Source organism: Pontitalea aquivivens (assembly GCF_046507575.1).
Lineage (GTDB): Bacteria > Pseudomonadota > Alphaproteobacteria > Rhodobacterales > Rhodobacteraceae > Pontitalea > Pontitalea aquivivens.
Window position 1 is genome coordinate 169,909 of the sequence record NZ_JBKFEY010000005.1, and the last position, 16,429, is coordinate 186,337.

A 16,429-nucleotide genomic window follows, 5' to 3' on the forward strand; every position below is an offset into this window, starting at 1 on the left:
GCCTGCAAAGCCGTGGGCGGATGGTTTCTGTGCCAACTATAACTTAGATTTTGCCATATCTGCAAATCCGTCGTATTTACGGAAATCGAAACAATCTACGTCCACAAAAACGGAAGCGTTCATGTTTACCCATGAGGATCTCGCGCAGCTGCAGGCACAGTCGCTGAAGATGCAAAGCCATATCCGCCGGCAGACCTTCTCGCCCGAGCATGAGAAGTCGTTGCGCCGCTTTTCCAGCTGGGAGGTGTCGGAACTGATCTTCAAGATCAACCAGTCTACCTTCCGCGGGCGCCTTGCGGCGGACCCTGACCTGCCCGGGGGCGAGGTGGAAGAGGATGGCCGTCAGCGGTGGTTCACCCTGGCCGAGATCAATGAACTGCGCCGCAAGATGAAGATCAACCGCGCCACGCTGATGCCGCGCCGGCCCAAGGGCAAGCGGGCGATCCGGGTGGCGATTTCCAACTTCAAGGGCGGCGCGGGCAAATCCACTGTGGCGCTGCACATGGCGCATGCGGCGGCGCTGGATGGCTATCGCGTTCTGCTGGTGGATTTCGACCCCCAGGCGACGCTGACCCATTCGATGGGCCTGCATGACGTGTCCGAGGATCTGACGGTCTGGGGCATCATCGCGCGCGACCTGATCCGCGAAACCGACCGCATGAACGCGGGCCCGCGCGCGGCCGAAAGCGGGACCGCCCTGCCCCAGCGGCGGCTGCCGTCATCAATCCGCGATCTGGGCCTGGCCGATCTGCGCGTGTCGGATTTCATCAGGCCCACGGCCTGGACGACGATCGACATCGTGCCGTCCTGCGCCAATGCGGCCTTCGTGGAATTCGCCTCGGCGCAGTATCGCCACCTGAACCCCGACTGGTCGTTCTTTGCCGCGGTGTCGCGGTATCTGGATGCGCTGCCCGATGATGCCTATGACCTGATCCTGTTCGATTGCCCGCCCGCCATCGGCTATCAGTCGATGAATGCGGTCTTTGCGGCGGATGTGCTGTATATCCCCTCGGGGCCCGGCTATTGGGAATATGATTCCACCACATCCTTCATCGGCCAGCTGGCCGAGGCGCTTGGCGATCTGTCCGCCGGTTTTGACGGAACCTTCCCCGCGGGGAAGATGCGTCTGCCCAAGGCCTTCATTGATGTGCGCTTCCTGATGACGCGGTATGAACCGGGCAATGAATTGCACCGCGCGATGTTTGAGGCGTTTCGCAAGGTGTTCGGCGATAGGGTCTGTGACCAGCCGATCGAGATGACCCGCGCGGTGGAACAATCGGGGCGGTTCCTGTCATCGGTCTATGAAATCGACTATCGCAGCATGACGCGCGAAACCTGGCGCCGGGCGCGGGCCAGCTTTGATCGCGCCTATGATGAATTCAGGGCCTGCTTCCTGGCGGCCTGGGATCAGGTGGAGGATGAGACATGAGCAGGAAGCGCCTGACGTTCGACATTGACCTTCCCGAAGAGGAAACCTTCCCCGCGGGGAAGGCCGCCGAACCCCCGGCCGCGCCCGTGCCGGGCGTTGCGCGGCGTGGGCCGATGGCGACGGCCATCGCCGAAAATGCCGAAAGCCTGCGCGACCGCCGGGCGATCGAGGAACAGATCCGCGCCGAAAATGATGCGCTGGCCGCCGAACATGTGCGGATGAAACGGTTGGGGCTGATCGTCGACCTGGTGCCGCTGGACAGGGTGGAAACCTGGAAGCTGACGCGCGACCGGGTCAAGGGGGACGACCCCGAACTGACCGAGCTGATCGCCTCGATCCGCGATATCGGCCTGTCAAACCCGATCCGGCTGGAGCTGCGCGAGGATGGCCGGTATGAGCTGATCCAGGGCTATCGCCGGCTGTCGGCCTATCGCGCGCTGCTGGAAGAAACGGGCGATGCCGAAAGATGGGGGACGATCCCGGCGGGCATTCTTCCCCGCGGGGAAGGTATCGAAACGCTTTACCGGCGCATGGTGGATGAAAACCTGGTGCGCAAGGATATTTCCTTTGCGGAAATGGCGGCGCTGGCGCTGAACTATGCGCGCGATCCGTCCACCGCCGAGAATGACCCCGACAGGGCCGTGGCGCAGCTGTTTCAATCGGCGGGCTATCAGAAGCGCAGCTATATTCGCGGCTTCATCCGGTTGGTCGAACGGCTGGGCGATGATCTGCGCTTCATGCAGCATATCCCCCGCGCGCTGGGGTTGAAGCTGTCGGGGGCGCTGGATGAACGGCCCGAGGTGGCGGTGCAGATCCGCGCCGCGCTGAAGGGCTTTGACAATCGTTCCGTTGCCGATGAACTGGAAATCCTGCGTCGCGCCGCGGGGCTGGGCGATGCGCCCGATGAAGATGTCGCGCCGCCAAAGGCGCCGGGCGGGGCGCCCCGTGTGGGGCGGGCCAAGACCACGTTTCAGGTTGCCGCGCCGCAGGGCACGGCGAAGTGCACCGCCGCGAATGGCCGGCTGGAGGTGCGGCTGGATCGCGATTTCTCGGCGCTGGACCGGCGGCTTCTGGAACGGGCGGTGCAGGCGATGCTGGACCGTCTGGGGTGATCTTCCCCGCGGGGAAGATATGTTCCCCGCGGATCAGGGGTCGCCGATGCGGTCGGGATGATCGCCATGGGTCGGGCCCGCGCGCAGGCCGGCATCCCCGGCCGTCCGCTTGATCAGCCGCGCGATGTGCTTGTCAGACAGCCGCCTGCCGGTGGTCTTTCGTCCGTCGCGCGACACGGCAACGAAAAGCGGGCCGGCGGCAATGCGGCCGTAGTGCAGCCACCGGGTCAGGGCGTGGACCGGGCAGGTCTGCTTGTCGGGGGTGCGGGCGATCCCGATTTCGCGCCAGCCGGTCCTGCCGCGCAGGACCATGCGGGCGCCATCGTCGTGGATCTCGACCCAGCCGCGCTGGTCGGCGGTATCGTCCCGGCCGTGGTCCAGGCTGACGATTTCAGACCGGCGCAAGCCGCCCGCAACGCCGATCAGCAGGATCGCGCGGTCGCGCAGGCCGCGCAGGTCATGGGGCAGGGTGGCGATCATGGCGCGGATGTCCGCGGGCTGGATCGCCTGCCTTCGGGTTGGCGGGCGGCGATGTTCGCGGCGGATGTCGGCAAGGGGCCCGGCGATGCCGCGGTCCGCGCGGTCAAGCCGCAGCCCGCGCTGCGCATAGCCCCAGGCCAGGCCCGACAGGCGCCGTTCGATCGAGGCGACAGACAGGGCGGGGGTCTTGTCCTGCGGGGCCGCCAGATCGGCGATGTAACGGCCGATAAGCGTGGCCGCGGGCGGCAGCGGATCGGCCCCGCGCATCCGGCACCAGCGGGCGAAATGCGCCCAGTCCCGGGTATAGGCCCGCAAGGTGTTGCCGGTGGCGGGGTGTTTGGGGTGCGGATCTTCCATGCTGGGCAGCATAGGCGTTTCGGATCGGATAAGGCAAGATTATCGGACATAGCAAAGTTACCAACAAAGCGGCGGTTATGACGATCATGTCTGGGCAAAAGCGCCGCCTTGGGGTAGGCTTCGCACATGCTGCGATCCCATCCCGATTCCGTAACGCACACCAGTTTCAGCCTGCCGATCCCGGGCTGGATCACCGGGCATGTCCCGGGTGGCCCCGAGGATGCGGCGTTTCGGTCCGGTGCGGTGCTGGCGCATCTGCATCTTGTGGCGGCGGTGGCCGACGTGCCGCGGGCGCTGTGGCGTGACCGGCTGGCGCTGGCCGCGGCCGAGGGGTGCGCCCGCCTTTCCGGGCGGCATGAGGGGCCGGGGGCGCTGCGCGATGCGCTGCATCTGACCCGGCCCGGCGATCATCCGGGGCCGGTGGGGGTGGTGTTGCGGCAATGGTCCCGTGCGGTGGCGCGGCCGATTTCGGCCCCGCATCTGAACCAGGTGCTTGACGGCGTGCCCGAGGCGCAGATCGCCCTTTGCCTGGGCGCGGCGGGTGGCAACCCGATCGAGCGGGCCGCGGGGGTGATCGAGGCGGTGCTGGGCGATCAGCCGCGCGCCGAGACGGCGGCGCTGATCCTGGCCGATGCGGTGCTGGCGAAAGCCACTGGCCAGGATCACATCCTGCCGCTTTTGTCGCTGGGCCTGAAGTCGCGCGAGCTGCGGCTGCGGGGCGATGACCTGCGTCTGGCGTGCCACCGCGCCGCCGTGGCGGGGGCGCGGCAGGCGGTGCCTTTGGCCGCCGATCTGGCACGGCGCGGCGCCCGGCTGCAGGCGGTCGTTCCGAAGCTGCGGGCAAAGGGGGCGGGGCAGGCTGTCGATCTGTTCCTGTCGCGTGACGCGGTTGCGCCGGCTGCCCTGGGCGCGTTCATGTCGGACCGTGCGGCGCGGCGGCTGTGCGACCGGCTGGTGGCGCTTGGCGTCATCCGCGAACTGACCGGGCGGGACACGTTCCGCCTGTATGGGGTGTGATCATGGCGGGCCGCAAGCGACCGCCCCCCGGGCTGGACCGGGACCTGGCCGATCTGCCGCCGGATTTGCGGTGGCGCGAATGGATGCGGCGGATCGAGGCCGTGCTGTTCGCCACCGCCACGCCGGTGGCGCGCGACGATCTGGCGCGGGTGGTGGGGCAGGGGGCATCGGTCGATCTGCTGATCGAGGATCTGGCGATCGATCTGGAGGGTCGCCCCTATGAGGTGGCGCAGGTCGGCACGGGCTGGATGCTGCGCACCCGGGCCGCCTATGCCCCCGCGATCCGGGTGGCGGCAGATGTGGGGGGGCAGCTGCTGGACCTGAACGAATTCGATCTGGCCGTGCTGGCCGCCATTGCCTATTACCAGCCGATCAGCCGTGACGGGTTGAAGGATGTGTTCGGGAAAGAGATCAGCCGCGACCTGATCGGGCGGTTGGCCGAACGCAAGCTGATCGGTACGGGCCCGCGCGAACCCCGGCGCGGCGCGCCCTATACCTTTGTCACCACGGACACCTTTCTGGCGGCCTTTGGGCTGGAAAGTCTGCGCGATCTGCCGGACCCCGAGCAGATGGCCGATGCCGGGCTTGCCGCGCGCTGAGTGCGGGGCGCTGTCATGAAAGTTTCATTTGGCGGCGCCCATTATTTCGCATATCCGTGAAATATGGAAAAACAGATTCCCCACCGTCTGACCACCCTTGGCCATCCGCAGCGGTTGGCGCTGTTCCGGCTGTTGATGCGGCGCTATCCCGACCGGCTGCCTGCGGGTGAGATTGCCGCGGCGCTGGGGCTGAAGGCCAGCACGCTTTCGGCCTATCTGGCGGCGCTGCTGCAGGCCGGATTGATCAGCCAGACGCGGGCGGGCACGTCACTGTCTTATGCGGTGGATATTGCGGCGGTGCGACAGACGCTGGATTACCTGTGGCTGGATTGTTGCCGGGGCCGGGCGGATCTGTGCGCGACGGCATCCCCTTTGGATGCAAGGGACCCGATGATGGCGGATCGGAAATACAATGTGCTGTTCATCTGCACCGGAAATTCGGCGCGATCGATCTTTGCGGAATCGCTGTTGCGCCAGATCGCGGGCGATCGGTTCAATGCCTTTTCGGCGGGCACGCGACCGTCATCGGCGTTGAACCCCTTTGCGTTGAAGGTGCTGGAGGACAAGGGCCATGACATTGCCCCGCTGCGCGCCAGGAACACGGCGGAATTCACCGGGCCCGATGCGCCGGTGTTCGATTTCGTCTTTACCGTCTGCAACCAGGCCGCGAATGAGGACTGTCCGTCCTGGGATGGCCAGCCGGTCAGTGGCCATTGGGGGATGCCCGATCCGGTGCAGGCGACCGGCACCGATGCGGAAAAAAGCCTGGCCTTTCAGCAGGCCTATGGCGCGCTGAAGCGGCGGATCGAGGCCTTTGCTGCGCTGCCCATCGCCACGCTGGACCGCATCGCCCTGCAATCCGCGGTCGATGAGATCGGCCGCCAGTCAACCCAGTCAACCCAGTCAACGGAGCCCGCCCCATGACCACCTATGCGCTGAACGGCCTTGGCCGGATCGGAAAACTGGCGCTGAAGCCGCTGCTGGCGCGGGGCGCGCAGATCGCCTGGATCAATGACGGGCTGGGCGATGCGGCGATGCATGCGCATCTGCTGGAATTCGACACGGTGCATGGCCGCTGGGATGCCAGCTTTGGGCATGACGCGGGCGGGGTCATCATCGATGGCCGCCGGTTGCCCTTTGTCGGCACGCGCGACCTGGCCGATCTGCCGCTGGCGGGGGTGGATGTGGTGATCGACTGCACCGGCGCGTTCAGGACGGCGGCGCAGCTGGCGCCCTATTTCGCGGCGGGGGTGAAGAAGGTGGTGGTGTCGGCCCCGGTCAAGGATGGGGACGCGGCCAATATCGTCTATGGCGTGAACCATGAAAGCTATGACCCCGCGCGCCACCGGATCGTGACGGCGGCCAGCTGCACGACGAATTGCCTGGCGCCGGTGATCAAGGTGATCCATGAGGCGCTGGGAATCCGCCACGGGTCAATCACCACGATTCATGACGTGACCAACACCCAGACCATCGTGGACCGCCCCGCCAAGGATCTGCGCCGGGCGCGATCGGCGCTGAATTCGCTGATCCCGACGACGACGGGCAGCGCCACGGCGATCACGCTGATCTATCCGGAACTGAAGGGCCGGCTGAACGGTCATGCGGTGCGGGTGCCGCTGCTGAATGCCTCGCTGACCGATTGCGTCCTTGAGGTTGCGCGCGCGACCACGGCGGAGGAGGTCAACGCCCTGTTCAAGGCCGCGGCCGAGGGCCCGCTGCGCGGTATTCTGGGCTATGAGGAACGGCCGCTGGTTTCGGCCGATTATACCAATGACACCCGGTCGGGGATCGTGGATGCGCCGTCCACCATGGTGGTGAACGGGACGCAGGTGAAGGCCTATGTCTGGTATGACAATGAAATGGGCTATGCCCACCGGCTGGTCGATGTGGCGCTGATGGTCGGGGCGGCGCTGTGACGCGCCCGGCCCCGGCGGGCCTTGCGGCCTATGCCGCGGTGACGGCGGCCTATTGGGCCTTCATGCTGAGCGATGGCGCGCTGCGGATGCTGGTGCTGTTGCATTTCCACACGCTGGGCTTCAGCCCGGTGCAGCTGGCCTATCTGTTCGTGCTGTATGAGCTGGCGGGCATGGTCACCAACCTGTCGGCGGGCTGGATCGCGGCGCGGTTCGGGCTGGCGGTGACGCTGTATGCGGGGCTGGGGTTGCAGGTGCTGGCGCTGGTCGCGCTGGCGCGGCTGGACCCGGGCTGGGGGGTCGCGGTTTCGGTCGGCTATGTGATGGCGGTGCAGGGGGCCAGCGGGGTGGCCAAGGACCTGGCGAAGATGTCGTCGAAATCCGCGGTCAAGCTGCTGGCGCCGGCGGGCAATGGCGCGCTGTTCCGTTGGGTCGCGGTGCTGACCGGGTCGAAGAACGCGGTGAAGGGTCTGGGGTTTCTGGCGGGGGCGGCGCTGCTGGCGGGGATCGGCTTTACGGGCGCGGTGCTGGCGATGGCGGGGGGGCTGGCGCTGATCCTGGTGGCGATCGTGCTGGCCATGCCGCCGGGTCTGCCCGGCGGGCGCAGGGGCGCGAAGTTTTCCGAGGTGGTTTCGAAATCGGCCAATGTGAACTGGCTTTCGGCGGCGCGGGTGTTTCTGTTCGGCGCGCGCGATGTGTGGTTCGTGGTTGGCATCCCGATCTATTTCCATGCGGTGCTGTCGGATGGCACGGCGGCGGGCAACCGCGCGGCGTTCTTTCTGATCGGGGGGTTCATGGCGGTCTGGATCATCCTGTATGGCGCGGTGCAGGCGGCGGCGCCCGTCATCCTGCGCGCGGCCAGCCGGCCCGAGGGTGCGTTGATCCGGGCGGCGCGGATCTGGGCCGGGGGGCTGGCGCTGGTGCCGGCGGTGCTGGCGGGGGCGGTGATGCTGGCGGGCGGGCCGAGCCCCGGGCTGACGGCGGTTCTGGTCGCGGGGCTATTGGTCTTTGGCGCGCTGTTCGCGGTCAATTCGGCGCTGCATTCCTATCTGATCCTGGCCTTCAGCCGGTCCGGGCGGGTGACGATGGATGTGGGGTTCTACTATATGGCCAATGCGGGCGGGCGGCTGATCGGCACGCTGTTGTCGGGGCTGTGCTATCAGATCGGCGGGCTGGCGCTGGTGCTGGGGGCGGCGGCGGTGATGGTGGCCCTTGCTGCGCTGATATCGGGGCGGCTGCATGCGGGCGAGGCCCTGGCCTGAGGGGAACGGAAAAATGCGCCGCGGTGGCCAACCGCAGCGCATTCATTCCCGGACCTGGGAGAGGCCCGGACCAGTGCCGACAGCAAGCGCGAAGGGACGTCGCGGCAAGGGAGACTTTGCTGTCAAGTCCGATCATACCCCGAATCGCCGTGACTGACTTGATGTAAATCAAGTCGTCTGGCGGCGCGTCTGCCGGTTCCGCAATGGGGCGCGGAAAACAACGCGCGGGTCAGGGTGATATTGGCCAGGGTGGCCCCGCCGCCGCCGCGGCGCGTGGTGACGATGCCACCTTGAGGCAGGCCTGGATGATCTTTGTCATGTGGTGGCGCGCAGGCCGAAATCGGTGAGGGGGGGCAGACGCATCCGATCCTGAAATAGGTATTTACAATACTTATTAACTGGATTATCGCTGAGGCCAACCCCCGATCGCATCAGGGACGCCATGACCGTCTTGTCCTTCCTTTTGGCCCGACCGGCCCGGACCGCCCGCCGGGCGGGGTACGGGGGCGCGGCGCAAGGGTGGCGGGGCGGGGTTCGGGTTGACCCGCTGGTGGGCACGGTCCGCGCGGCCGGCGTCCGCGATCGGGGGGGCTATGGCCGGGGCAGTTTCGTCCGCACGCCGGCCGCATCGCAGCCCCGGCCGCTGGTCCTTGGCGCGGGTCATCGGGATGCGCGCCTGCCCACGACCGATCCGCAACCCCATGACATCCGCCTTGATGCGATCGTGACCGGGGCGGGCACGCAGAGACGGAGCACAGCATGACCACCTCGGCCCAACAGATCCGCGCCTGGCAGGGCCCGGCGATCCTGAGTTACGGCTATCGGCCGTTTTTCCTGCTGGGCGCGCTGTGGGCGGCGCTGGCGATGGTGCTGTGGGTGATGGCGCTGGCGGGGGCGATCGACTGGGCGGGGCCGTTCGATGCGGTGACCTGGCATGCCCATGCGATGCTGTTTGGCTATCCGCTGGCGGTGATCGCGGGGTTTCTGATGACCGCGGTGCCGAACTGGACGGGGCGGTTTCCGATCGTGGGCTGGCCGCTTCTGGGGCTGGTGGCGCTGTGGCTGGCGGGGCGGGCGGTCACGACGTTGCCGCTGGGCCTGCCGCCGGTGGCGGTGGCGGCGGTCGATCTGGGCTTTGCGGTGGCGCTGGCGCTGGCCATCGGGCGCGAGATCGTGGCGGGGCGGAACTGGCGCAACCTGAAGGTGCTGGGGGTGCTGGGGGTGCAGATCGTGGCGGGCGGGCTGTTCCACTGGGAAGCGGCGCGCGGCGATTATGCGCCCGGTGGCATCGGCGCGCGGCTGGGGCTGGCGGCGGTGGTGGTGCTGATCGCGCTGATCGGGGGGCGCATCGTGCCAAGTTTTACGCGCAACTGGCTGGTCAAGCGGCGCGCGACGGCGCTGCCCGCGCCAATGGGGCGGCTGGATGACGGGGCGATGGCGGTAACCATCCTTGGCGCGGCGATGTGGGTGATCTGGCCCGATCAGGGGCTGACGGGGCTGGCCTGTCTGATCGCGGGGGGGGTGAACCTGCTGCGGCTGGCGCGCTGGCAGGGGCGGCAGACCGGGGCCGAGGCGCTGGTCTGGGTGCTGCATGCGGGGTTTGCCTTCGTGCCGCTGGGGTTTCTGGCGCTGGGGGCCGAGGCGCTGGGGCTGATCGCGATCGGGCCCGCGGCGCGCCATGTCTGGATGGCGGGGGCGGTCGGGGTGATGACGCTGGCGGTCATGAGCCGGGCGAGCCTGGGCCATGCGGGCCTGCCGCTGGCGGCGGGGCGCGGGGTGGCGGTGCTGTATCTGGCGGTGATCGGATCGGTTCTGGCACGGGTGGCGGCGGGGGTGCTGCCGGGGCAGGACTGGTTGCTGCATCTGGCCGGGATGGCCTGGGTGGCGGGCTTTGGCGGGTTCGCGGTGCTGTACTGGCCGATCCTGACACGGCCGCGCGCCGACCGGCGGCGCCCGAACTGAGCGGGCCGGATGGGCGGCCCGGATGGGCGGGGCCGCGCCATTGCCTGGCGCGGCGATCCGGCGCATGATGGGCCATGCACACGCGTAGCAGCCTTCAGATGCGCCAGGCCCGAAATCTGGCGATGACGCCCGAGCTTCGGGATGCGATCGGGCTTTTGCGCTGTTCGAACGCGGCGCTGGCGGATCGGATCGTGGAACTGGCGGCGGGCAACCCGCGGGTGGAAATCGTGCCGCCCGTGGCGGCGCAGCGCGATGCGGTGTGGCAGGCGCTGGAGGCGGCGCTGGACCGGCCGGGGGGCGCGGTGCCGCGCCTGCCGCGCGGGGCGGGGATCGTCGGCGGGGCCGGGGATGCGACGGACCGGCTGGCGGCGGCCCCGGCGGGGCTGGCCGATCATGCGCGCCGCGAGGTCGGGCTGATCCTGCGCGATCCGTCGGACCGGGCGATTGCCGAGCATTTCATCAACGCGCTGGAGCCAAGCGGCTGGCTGGGCGCCCCGCTGGCGGACATCGCCGCCGAGGCGGGGTGCACGCCGGCCCGGGCCGAGGCGGTTCTGGTGCAGATCCAGCAGGCCGAGCCGGCGGGGCTGTTCGCGCGGTCGCTGGCGGAATGCCTGGCCTTGCAGGCGCGTGAGGCGGGGGTGATGACGCCGGCCTTTGCTGTGGTGCTGGACAATCTGGCGCTGTTGGCGCGGGGCGAGCTGGCGGCGCTGGCGCGGCTGGCGGGCGGGGATGAGGCGCAGGTGCGCGCGATCCTGGCGCAGATCCGGGGGTTCGACCCCAAGCCCGGGGCGCGCTTTGACCCCGATCCGCAGCCGCTGCGCGACCCGGATGTGACGGTGCGCCGGCGCGCGGGCGGCTGGCTGGTCGAGATGACGCGCTCGACGCTGCCCGGTGTGATGGTACGCGATGCCGGGGCGGGCGCCGAGGATGAGGCGCTGCGCGCCGCGCGCTGGCTGGAACGCGCAGTCGCCCGGCGCAACGATACCGCGCTGCGCATCGCGCAGGCGGTGGTTGAACGCCAGCGCGACTGGCTGGACCATGGGCCGGGGCGGCTGCGTCCGATGGCGCTGGCCGATCTGGCGGGGCCGACGGGGCTGCATGAAAGCACGATCAGCCGGGTGACGGCGGGGCTGTTGCTGGCGACGCCGCGTGGCATGGTGGCGCTGCGCGATCTGTTCGGGCCGGGCCTGCCGCTGCGCGAGGGCGGGGTGATCGCGGTGCGCGCGGTGCGCCACCGGATCGCGGCGCTGATCCGCGCCGAGGCGCGGGCCGTGCCGCTGTCGGATGGTGCGATCGCCGGTCTGCTGGCGGCCGAGGGTGTCGTTCTGGCGCGCCGCACGGTGGCGAAATACCGTGAAGCCGAAGGGATCGCGCCGGCCGCGGCGCGGCGCCGGGCGGCGCGGATCGCGCCCCGCCCCTGAACGCCGCGGTTGCGCGGGATTTTCGCGCGGCTTGCGCGAAACCCGCGCGTTGTGCGGCGGGCCCTGCAGGGACGGGCGGGGGCTTGCCGGGGGGCGTGGCCACAAGGCCATGATTTTTTTAATGAAAATTGTGGCATGGCGCGGGGCGAAAAAACAGGCATGATATTTGCATCCTGACATATGTCCGACTTCAACGAGACTGCAGCGCAGAACTGCATCACCAACAGATCATCAGGGAGTATCTGCATGACCAGATTGAACAGACTTTTCCTGGCCTCGGCCCTTGCCTTTTCGGTGGCGGCCCCGGCGGCGATGGCGCAGGACCTGACCGTGGGTTTCACGCTGGATGCCGATACGCTGGACCCGGCCAATCACCGCAAGCGCGAAACCGAAACGCTGATCCGCAACATCTATGACGGGCTGCTGACCCGCGACGGCGACATGAAGGTGGTGCCCGAGATCGCGGAATCGATGACCCAGGTGTCGCCCACCGAATATGACTTCAGGATCCGTCAGGGCATCAAGTTCCACGACGGGTCCGACATGACGGTCGAGGATGTGAAATTCACCCTGGACCGGATCGTGCAGGACGGCGGCATGGGCGGCGGCGTGACCAGCCCGCGCCAGGGCCTGATGGGGCCGGTCGACAAGGTCGACATCCTGGATGACAGCACCGTGCGCATCACGCTGAAAGAGCCCTGGCCGATCCTGCCCGCGATGTTGCCGAACCAGCAGATCGTGTCGAAGGCCTGGGTGGAAAAGGTCGGCAATGACGGGCTGGCGACGCAGCCCAACGGCACCGGGCCCTTCAGGCTGGCCGAATGGCGCAAGGGCGATGCGATCATCCTGGAACGGTTCGACGATTACTATGGCGGCGCCGCCGATATTGCGCCGGTGGGCAAGGCCTGCGTGGATCGCGTGATCTTCAAGGTCATTCCCGAAAGCGCCAGCCGGGTGGCCGCGCTGCTGGCGGGGGATGTGGACATCATCAACGAACTGCCGCCCTTTTCGGTCGAGCAGGTGAAGAACAACCCTAACACCGATGTTCTGACGGTGAACGGCACGCGCAGCTTCTTTATCGCGATGAACATGCAGGGCGAATATTTCGACGATCCCAAGGTACGCCAGGCGGCGGCCCATGCGATCGACAAGGATCTGATCATCGACCGCATCCTGGGCGGCAATGCCGTGCGGATCGAGGGCATCCTGTCGCCCGACGCCTTTGGCGCCAGCGAACTGCCGGCCTATGCCTATGACCCCGAAAAGGCCAGGGCGTTGCTGGCCGAGGCGGGTTTTCCCGACGGGATCGAGGTGACGATGGATGTGGAAGGCGCGTTCAAGGACACGGCCGAGGCGGTGGCATCGCTGCTGACCAAGGCGGGCATCCGCACCAGGGTGGCGGTGGGCGAAAGCGCGCAGCTGACCGAAAAGTGGCGCACCCAGGGCAAGCCCAAGACCGGCGACATGTATTTCAGCAGCTGGGGCAACGGTTCGCTGGACCCGTTCGACATCTTCACGCCGACGCACCGCAGCAATGACCGGGGCAATTCGGCGGGCTATGCCAACCCCGCGCTGGACGCGCTGCTGGATGGCGCCGCGGTCGAGATGGATGCTGAGAAGCGCGCGGGCATGTATCGCGAGGCCGAGATGATGATCAACGCCGATCTGCCCTATGTCTATCTGTGGGTGCCGCAGGACATCTATGGCGTGTCCAGGCGCCTGAAGGGGTGGAAACCCAGCGCCGACAGCCGCATCAACCTGCATGATGCCTGCGTCGAGTGACCGGATCTGACCTGACCTGACAAAGGAGGAACGGGCATGAGCCTTGGCAAGCTCCTTGAGCGTATCGTTCAACTCGTGCCCGTTTTGCTGGGTGTCAGCCTGATCGTCTTTGTGATGATGGCGCTGACACCGGGCGATCCGGTGCAGATCATGATCGGCGACCAGTCGATCACACCGGAACAAGAGGCCGAATTGCGCCGTGGCCTGGGCCTGGACCGGCCGATGGTGGAACGCTTCTTCGTGTTCCTGGGCAATGCGGTGCAGTTCGACTTTGGGACCAGTTTCTATCATCGCCGCCCGGTGGGCGAGGTGATCGCCGAACGGCTGCCCGCCACGATCGAGCTGAGCCTGGTCGCGCTGATCGTGGCGCTGGTTACCGCGATCCCGCTGGGGGTGCTGGCGGCGATCCGCAAGAACTCGATCCTTGACCGGCTGGCGACGGTCGGGTCCTTGCTGGGGGTGTCGCTGCCCGGCTTCTGGTTCGGCATCCTGCTGCTGATGCTGTTTGCGGTGCATCTGCAGATCCTGCCGGTTTCGGGGCGGATCGGGTTTTCATCCGAAGTGCCGACCGTGACCGGCTTTCTGCTGATCGATACGTTGCTGGCGGGCGATCCGGGGGCCTTTGGCGATGCCTGCCGCCATATTCTTTTGCCTGCGATCACGCTGGGGCTGCCGATGACGGCGATCCTGATGCGGGTCACGCGGACCTCGATGCTGGAGGTGCTGCGTCAGGATTATGTGACCTTTGCCGATGCCAAGGGCCTGTCGCGCCGGCGCGTGCTGTTCCGCCATGCGCTGAAGAACGCGCTGATCCCCACCGTATCGGTGGCGGCCATCGAAACCGGAAGCCTGCTGGGCGGCAACATGATCGTGGAAACGGTCTTTGGCTGGCCCGGGCTGGGGCGGCTGGTGGTGGAAAGCATCTTCCTGCGCAACTACCCGCTCGTGCAGGCGGCGGTGCTGTTCTACGCGGTCACCTATGTGCTGCTGAATTTCGTCGCCGACATCCTCTACACCGTCCTGAACCCGAGGGTGAAGCTGTGAGCCTGACCGAAACCACCCCCCAAACCCATGCCGCGGACAGCCTGTTCCGCCGCAATCTGGCGATGTTCGCCGCCAACCGGCTGGCCATGGCAAGCGCGGTCGTGGTGGTGCTGTTCGTGGTGATGGCGATCTTTGCGCCCTGGATCGCGCCGCATGATCCGAATGAAACCGATCTGTTCCGCCGCCTGCAGCCGCCGGGTTGGGCGCCGGGGGGCGAGTGGGCCTTTGTGCTGGGGTGCGATGCGCTGGGGCGCGATATCCTGTCGCGGATCATCTATGGCGCGCGGATTTCCATCTTCATCGGGCTTGCGGTGATCGTGGTGGCCACGATGATCGGCATCCTGGCGGGGCTGGCCTCGGGTTATCTGCGGGGCTGGGTCGATGTGGTGATTTCGCGCATCGTCGATATCCTGCTGGGCTTTCCCTATCTGATCTTTGCGATCGGGCTGATGGCGATGATGGGGCCGGGGTTGTGGAACATCATCCTGGCGCTGGCCTACAAGGAATGGGTGATCCCCGCCCGTGTCGTGCGCGGCGAGACGCTGGCCACGCGCGAGCTGGAATATGTCGAGGCGGCGCGCGCGCTTGGCGCCTCGCGCTGGCACATCATGCTGCGGGAAATCCTGCCCAACATCCTGTCGCCGGTGATCGTGGTGTCCACGATCCGCATGGCGCATGTGATCATCCTTGAGGCGTCGTTGTCGTTTCTTGGCCTGGGCGTGCAGCCGCCGACCGCGTCCTGGGGGTCGATGGTGGCCGATGGCCGCGCCTTCATCCTTGAGGCCTGGTGGGTGTCGACCTTCCCCGGCCTTGCGATCCTGCTGCTGGTGCTGGCGATCAATGTGGCCAGCCAGGGCCTGCGTGACGCCTTTGACCCGAGGTTTGCCGAATGACCGGGATACTGCTGGATGTGCGCGGGCTGCGCACCGTCTTTGAAACCCGCGCCGGGCGCGTGCGGGCCGTGGACGGGGTCGATGTCACCGTGGAACGCGGCGAATGCCTGGGCGTGGTGGGCGAAAGCGGATCGGGGAAAAGCGTGACGTTTTCATCCGTCATGGGGCTGGTGAAAAGCCCCGGCCGGGTGGAAGAGGGTACGATCCGCTTTGACGGGCGCGATCTGCGCGCGCTGTCCCCGGCCGGGATGCGCGCGGTGCGCGGCCGCGACATCGCGATGACGATGCAGGATGCGCTGACCGCGCTGAACCCGGCGCTGACCGTGGGCGAACAGATTGCCGAGGTGCTGGAGGCGCATGACGAAACCCTGCCCCCGCGCGGGGCCGCACGGCGCGCCGCGATCCGCGCCAAATCGGTGGAAATGCTGGGGCTGGTGGGCATTCCATCGGCGGAAAACCGGCTGCGGCAATATCCGCATGAATTTTCCGGCGGCATGCGCCAGCGGATCATGATTGCGATCGCGCTGGCCTGCCGGCCCAAGCTGTTGATCGCGGATGAACCCACGACCGCGCTGGACGTGACCATTCAGGCGCAGGTGCTGGAGCTGATTTCCGACATCCGCGCCCGGCTGGGCATGAGCGTGGTGCTGATCACCCATGACCTTGGCGTGGTGGCTGAACATTGCGACCGGGTGATGGTGATGTATGCGGGCCAGGTGGTCGAGGAAGGCCCGACCGCGCAGGTGATCGGCGATCCGCAGCATCCCTATACCCAGGGGCTGCTGGCGTCGATCCCGCGGCCGGGGCTGCGCGGCCAGCCGATCCGCCCGATTGAGGGGCAGGTGCCCGACCTGATCGGCCTGCCGCCGCAATGCCGGTTCTATTCGCGCTGTACGCGGCGCACGGATGCCTGCCTGGCGCCGGTCGGGATGCGCGCGGCGGGGCCGGACCGGCGCGCGCGCTGCATCCTGATCGGGGAGGACCGGACATGAGCCTTTTGACCGTCGAGAACCTGTCGAAACATTACGAAGGCCGGCGCAGTCTGGTCGAGCGGATGACCGGCGTGCCGCAAACGGTGGTGCGCGCGGTCAATGGCATCGACCTGACGGTGGAAAAGGGCGAGATCCTGGGCCTGATCGGGGAATCGGGCTGTGG

The 16,429-nt window shown here is 67.5% G+C and carries 15 protein-coding genes; 14 read left to right on the forward strand and 1 reads right to left on the reverse strand.

The window, feature by feature from the left end; genetic code table 11:
- Positions 1-121: 121 nt before the first annotated feature.
- Together ACK8OU_RS09275 and ACK8OU_RS09280 are read left to right on the forward strand one after the other, a co-directional pair.
- Complete coding sequence (locus tag ACK8OU_RS09275; RefSeq protein WP_410303096.1) at positions 122-1,429, forward strand: AAA family ATPase; 1,308 nt, start codon at positions 122-124, stop codon at positions 1,427-1,429.
- Entirely contained in the window at positions 1,426-2,541 is a 1,116-nt protein-coding gene (locus ACK8OU_RS09280; protein WP_410303097.1) for a ParB/RepB/Spo0J family partition protein, read from the forward strand. Before ACK8OU_RS09275 ends, ACK8OU_RS09280 begins: the two co-directional genes overlap by 4 nt.
- Before the next feature lie 33 nt (positions 2,542-2,574).
- Here the strand turns inward: ACK8OU_RS09280 and ACK8OU_RS09285 are convergent, their stop codons facing one another.
- Complete coding sequence (locus ACK8OU_RS09285; RefSeq protein ID WP_410303098.1) at positions 2,575-3,378, reverse strand: tyrosine-type recombinase/integrase; 804 nt, start codon at positions 3,376-3,378, stop codon at positions 2,575-2,577.
- Positions 3,379-3,504: 126 nt separating this feature from the next.
- Here ACK8OU_RS09285 and ACK8OU_RS09290 point away from each other — a divergent pair, with 126 nt between their 5' ends.
- The 12 genes from ACK8OU_RS09290 (at position 3,505) to ACK8OU_RS09345 (ending at position 16,266) form a co-directional block, all read left to right on the forward strand.
- On the forward strand, positions 3,505-4,395 hold the full coding sequence (locus tag ACK8OU_RS09290) for a DUF1403 family protein (protein ID WP_410303099.1): 891 nt from the start codon (positions 3,505-3,507) through the stop codon (positions 4,393-4,395).
- Between the two features lie 2 nt (positions 4,396-4,397).
- Positions 4,398-4,994, forward strand: a complete 597-nt coding sequence (gene scpB / locus ACK8OU_RS09295; protein WP_410303100.1) for an SMC-Scp complex subunit ScpB — start codon at positions 4,398-4,400, stop codon at positions 4,992-4,994.
- A gap of 63 nt (positions 4,995-5,057) precedes the next feature.
- Positions 5,058-5,918 (forward strand): arsenate reductase/protein-tyrosine-phosphatase family protein, encoded by an 861-nt coding sequence (locus ACK8OU_RS09300; protein WP_410303101.1) that lies wholly within the window; start codon positions 5,058-5,060, stop codon positions 5,916-5,918.
- Positions 5,915-6,913, forward strand: coding sequence for an ArsJ-associated glyceraldehyde-3-phosphate dehydrogenase (locus tag ACK8OU_RS09305; protein ID WP_410303102.1), 999 nt, complete (start codon positions 5,915-5,917; stop codon positions 6,911-6,913). The genes ACK8OU_RS09300 and ACK8OU_RS09305 overlap by 4 nt, the downstream gene beginning before the upstream one ends.
- On the forward strand, positions 6,910-8,172 hold the full coding sequence (gene arsJ / locus ACK8OU_RS09310; protein WP_410303103.1) for an organoarsenical effux MFS transporter ArsJ: 1,263 nt from the start codon (positions 6,910-6,912) through the stop codon (positions 8,170-8,172). The genes ACK8OU_RS09305 and arsJ overlap by 4 nt, the downstream gene beginning before the upstream one ends.
- 442 nt (positions 8,173-8,614) lie before the next feature.
- The gene (locus ACK8OU_RS09315) at positions 8,615-8,935 is read left to right on the forward strand and encodes a 5-formyltetrahydrofolate cyclo-ligase (protein WP_410303104.1); all 321 of its coding nucleotides are present in this window, start codon (positions 8,615-8,617) and stop codon (positions 8,933-8,935) included.
- Positions 8,932-10,134, forward strand: coding sequence for an NnrS family protein (locus ACK8OU_RS09320; RefSeq protein WP_410303105.1), 1,203 nt, complete (start codon positions 8,932-8,934; stop codon positions 10,132-10,134). Before ACK8OU_RS09315 ends, ACK8OU_RS09320 begins: the two co-directional genes overlap by 4 nt.
- Positions 10,135-10,208: 74 nt before the next feature.
- Entirely contained in the window at positions 10,209-11,555 is a 1,347-nt protein-coding gene (rpoN, locus tag ACK8OU_RS09325) for an RNA polymerase factor sigma-54 (RefSeq protein ID WP_410303106.1), read from the forward strand.
- Between the two features lie 246 nt (positions 11,556-11,801).
- The gene (locus ACK8OU_RS09330) at positions 11,802-13,337 is read left to right on the forward strand and encodes an ABC transporter substrate-binding protein (protein ID WP_410303107.1); all 1,536 of its coding nucleotides are present in this window, start codon (positions 11,802-11,804) and stop codon (positions 13,335-13,337) included.
- A gap of 36 nt (positions 13,338-13,373) precedes the next feature.
- Positions 13,374-14,381, forward strand: coding sequence for an ABC transporter permease (locus ACK8OU_RS09335; protein ID WP_410303108.1), 1,008 nt, complete (start codon positions 13,374-13,376; stop codon positions 14,379-14,381).
- Complete coding sequence (locus tag ACK8OU_RS09340; protein ID WP_410303109.1) at positions 14,378-15,274, forward strand: ABC transporter permease; 897 nt, start codon at positions 14,378-14,380, stop codon at positions 15,272-15,274. Before ACK8OU_RS09335 ends, ACK8OU_RS09340 begins: the two co-directional genes overlap by 4 nt.
- On the forward strand, positions 15,271-16,266 hold the full coding sequence (locus ACK8OU_RS09345) for an ABC transporter ATP-binding protein (RefSeq protein WP_410303110.1): 996 nt from the start codon (positions 15,271-15,273) through the stop codon (positions 16,264-16,266). Before ACK8OU_RS09340 ends, ACK8OU_RS09345 begins: the two co-directional genes overlap by 4 nt.
- Positions 16,267-16,429: the final 163 nt, after the last annotated feature.

What these genes read in the sequence shown, in the direction of transcription:
- ACK8OU_RS09275 (WP_410303096.1), top strand. Translation starts at nt 122, where the DNA reads ATGTTTACCCATGAGGATCTCGCGCAGCTGCAGGCACAGTCGCTGAAG.
- ACK8OU_RS09280 (WP_410303097.1), top strand. Translation starts at nt 1,426, where the DNA reads ATGAGCAGGAAGCGCCTGACGTTCGACATTGACCTTCCCGAAGAGGAA.
- ACK8OU_RS09285 (WP_410303098.1), bottom strand. Translation starts at nt 3,378, where the DNA reads ATGGAAGATCCGCACCCCAAACACCCCGCCACCGGCAACACCTTGCGG.
- ACK8OU_RS09290 (WP_410303099.1), top strand. Translation starts at nt 3,505, where the DNA reads ATGCTGCGATCCCATCCCGATTCCGTAACGCACACCAGTTTCAGCCTG.
- scpB (WP_410303100.1), top strand. Translation starts at nt 4,398, where the DNA reads ATGGCGGGCCGCAAGCGACCGCCCCCCGGGCTGGACCGGGACCTGGCC.
- ACK8OU_RS09300 (WP_410303101.1), top strand. Translation starts at nt 5,058, where the DNA reads ATGGAAAAACAGATTCCCCACCGTCTGACCACCCTTGGCCATCCGCAG.
- ACK8OU_RS09305 (WP_410303102.1), top strand. Translation starts at nt 5,915, where the DNA reads ATGACCACCTATGCGCTGAACGGCCTTGGCCGGATCGGAAAACTGGCG.
- ACK8OU_RS09315 (WP_410303104.1), top strand. Translation starts at nt 8,615, where the DNA reads ATGACCGTCTTGTCCTTCCTTTTGGCCCGACCGGCCCGGACCGCCCGC.
- ACK8OU_RS09320 (WP_410303105.1), top strand. Translation starts at nt 8,932, where the DNA reads ATGACCACCTCGGCCCAACAGATCCGCGCCTGGCAGGGCCCGGCGATC.
- rpoN (WP_410303106.1), top strand. Translation starts at nt 10,209, where the DNA reads ATGCACACGCGTAGCAGCCTTCAGATGCGCCAGGCCCGAAATCTGGCG.
- ACK8OU_RS09330 (WP_410303107.1), top strand. Translation starts at nt 11,802, where the DNA reads ATGACCAGATTGAACAGACTTTTCCTGGCCTCGGCCCTTGCCTTTTCG.
- ACK8OU_RS09335 (WP_410303108.1), top strand. Translation starts at nt 13,374, where the DNA reads ATGAGCCTTGGCAAGCTCCTTGAGCGTATCGTTCAACTCGTGCCCGTT.
- ACK8OU_RS09345 (WP_410303110.1), top strand. Translation starts at nt 15,271, where the DNA reads ATGACCGGGATACTGCTGGATGTGCGCGGGCTGCGCACCGTCTTTGAA.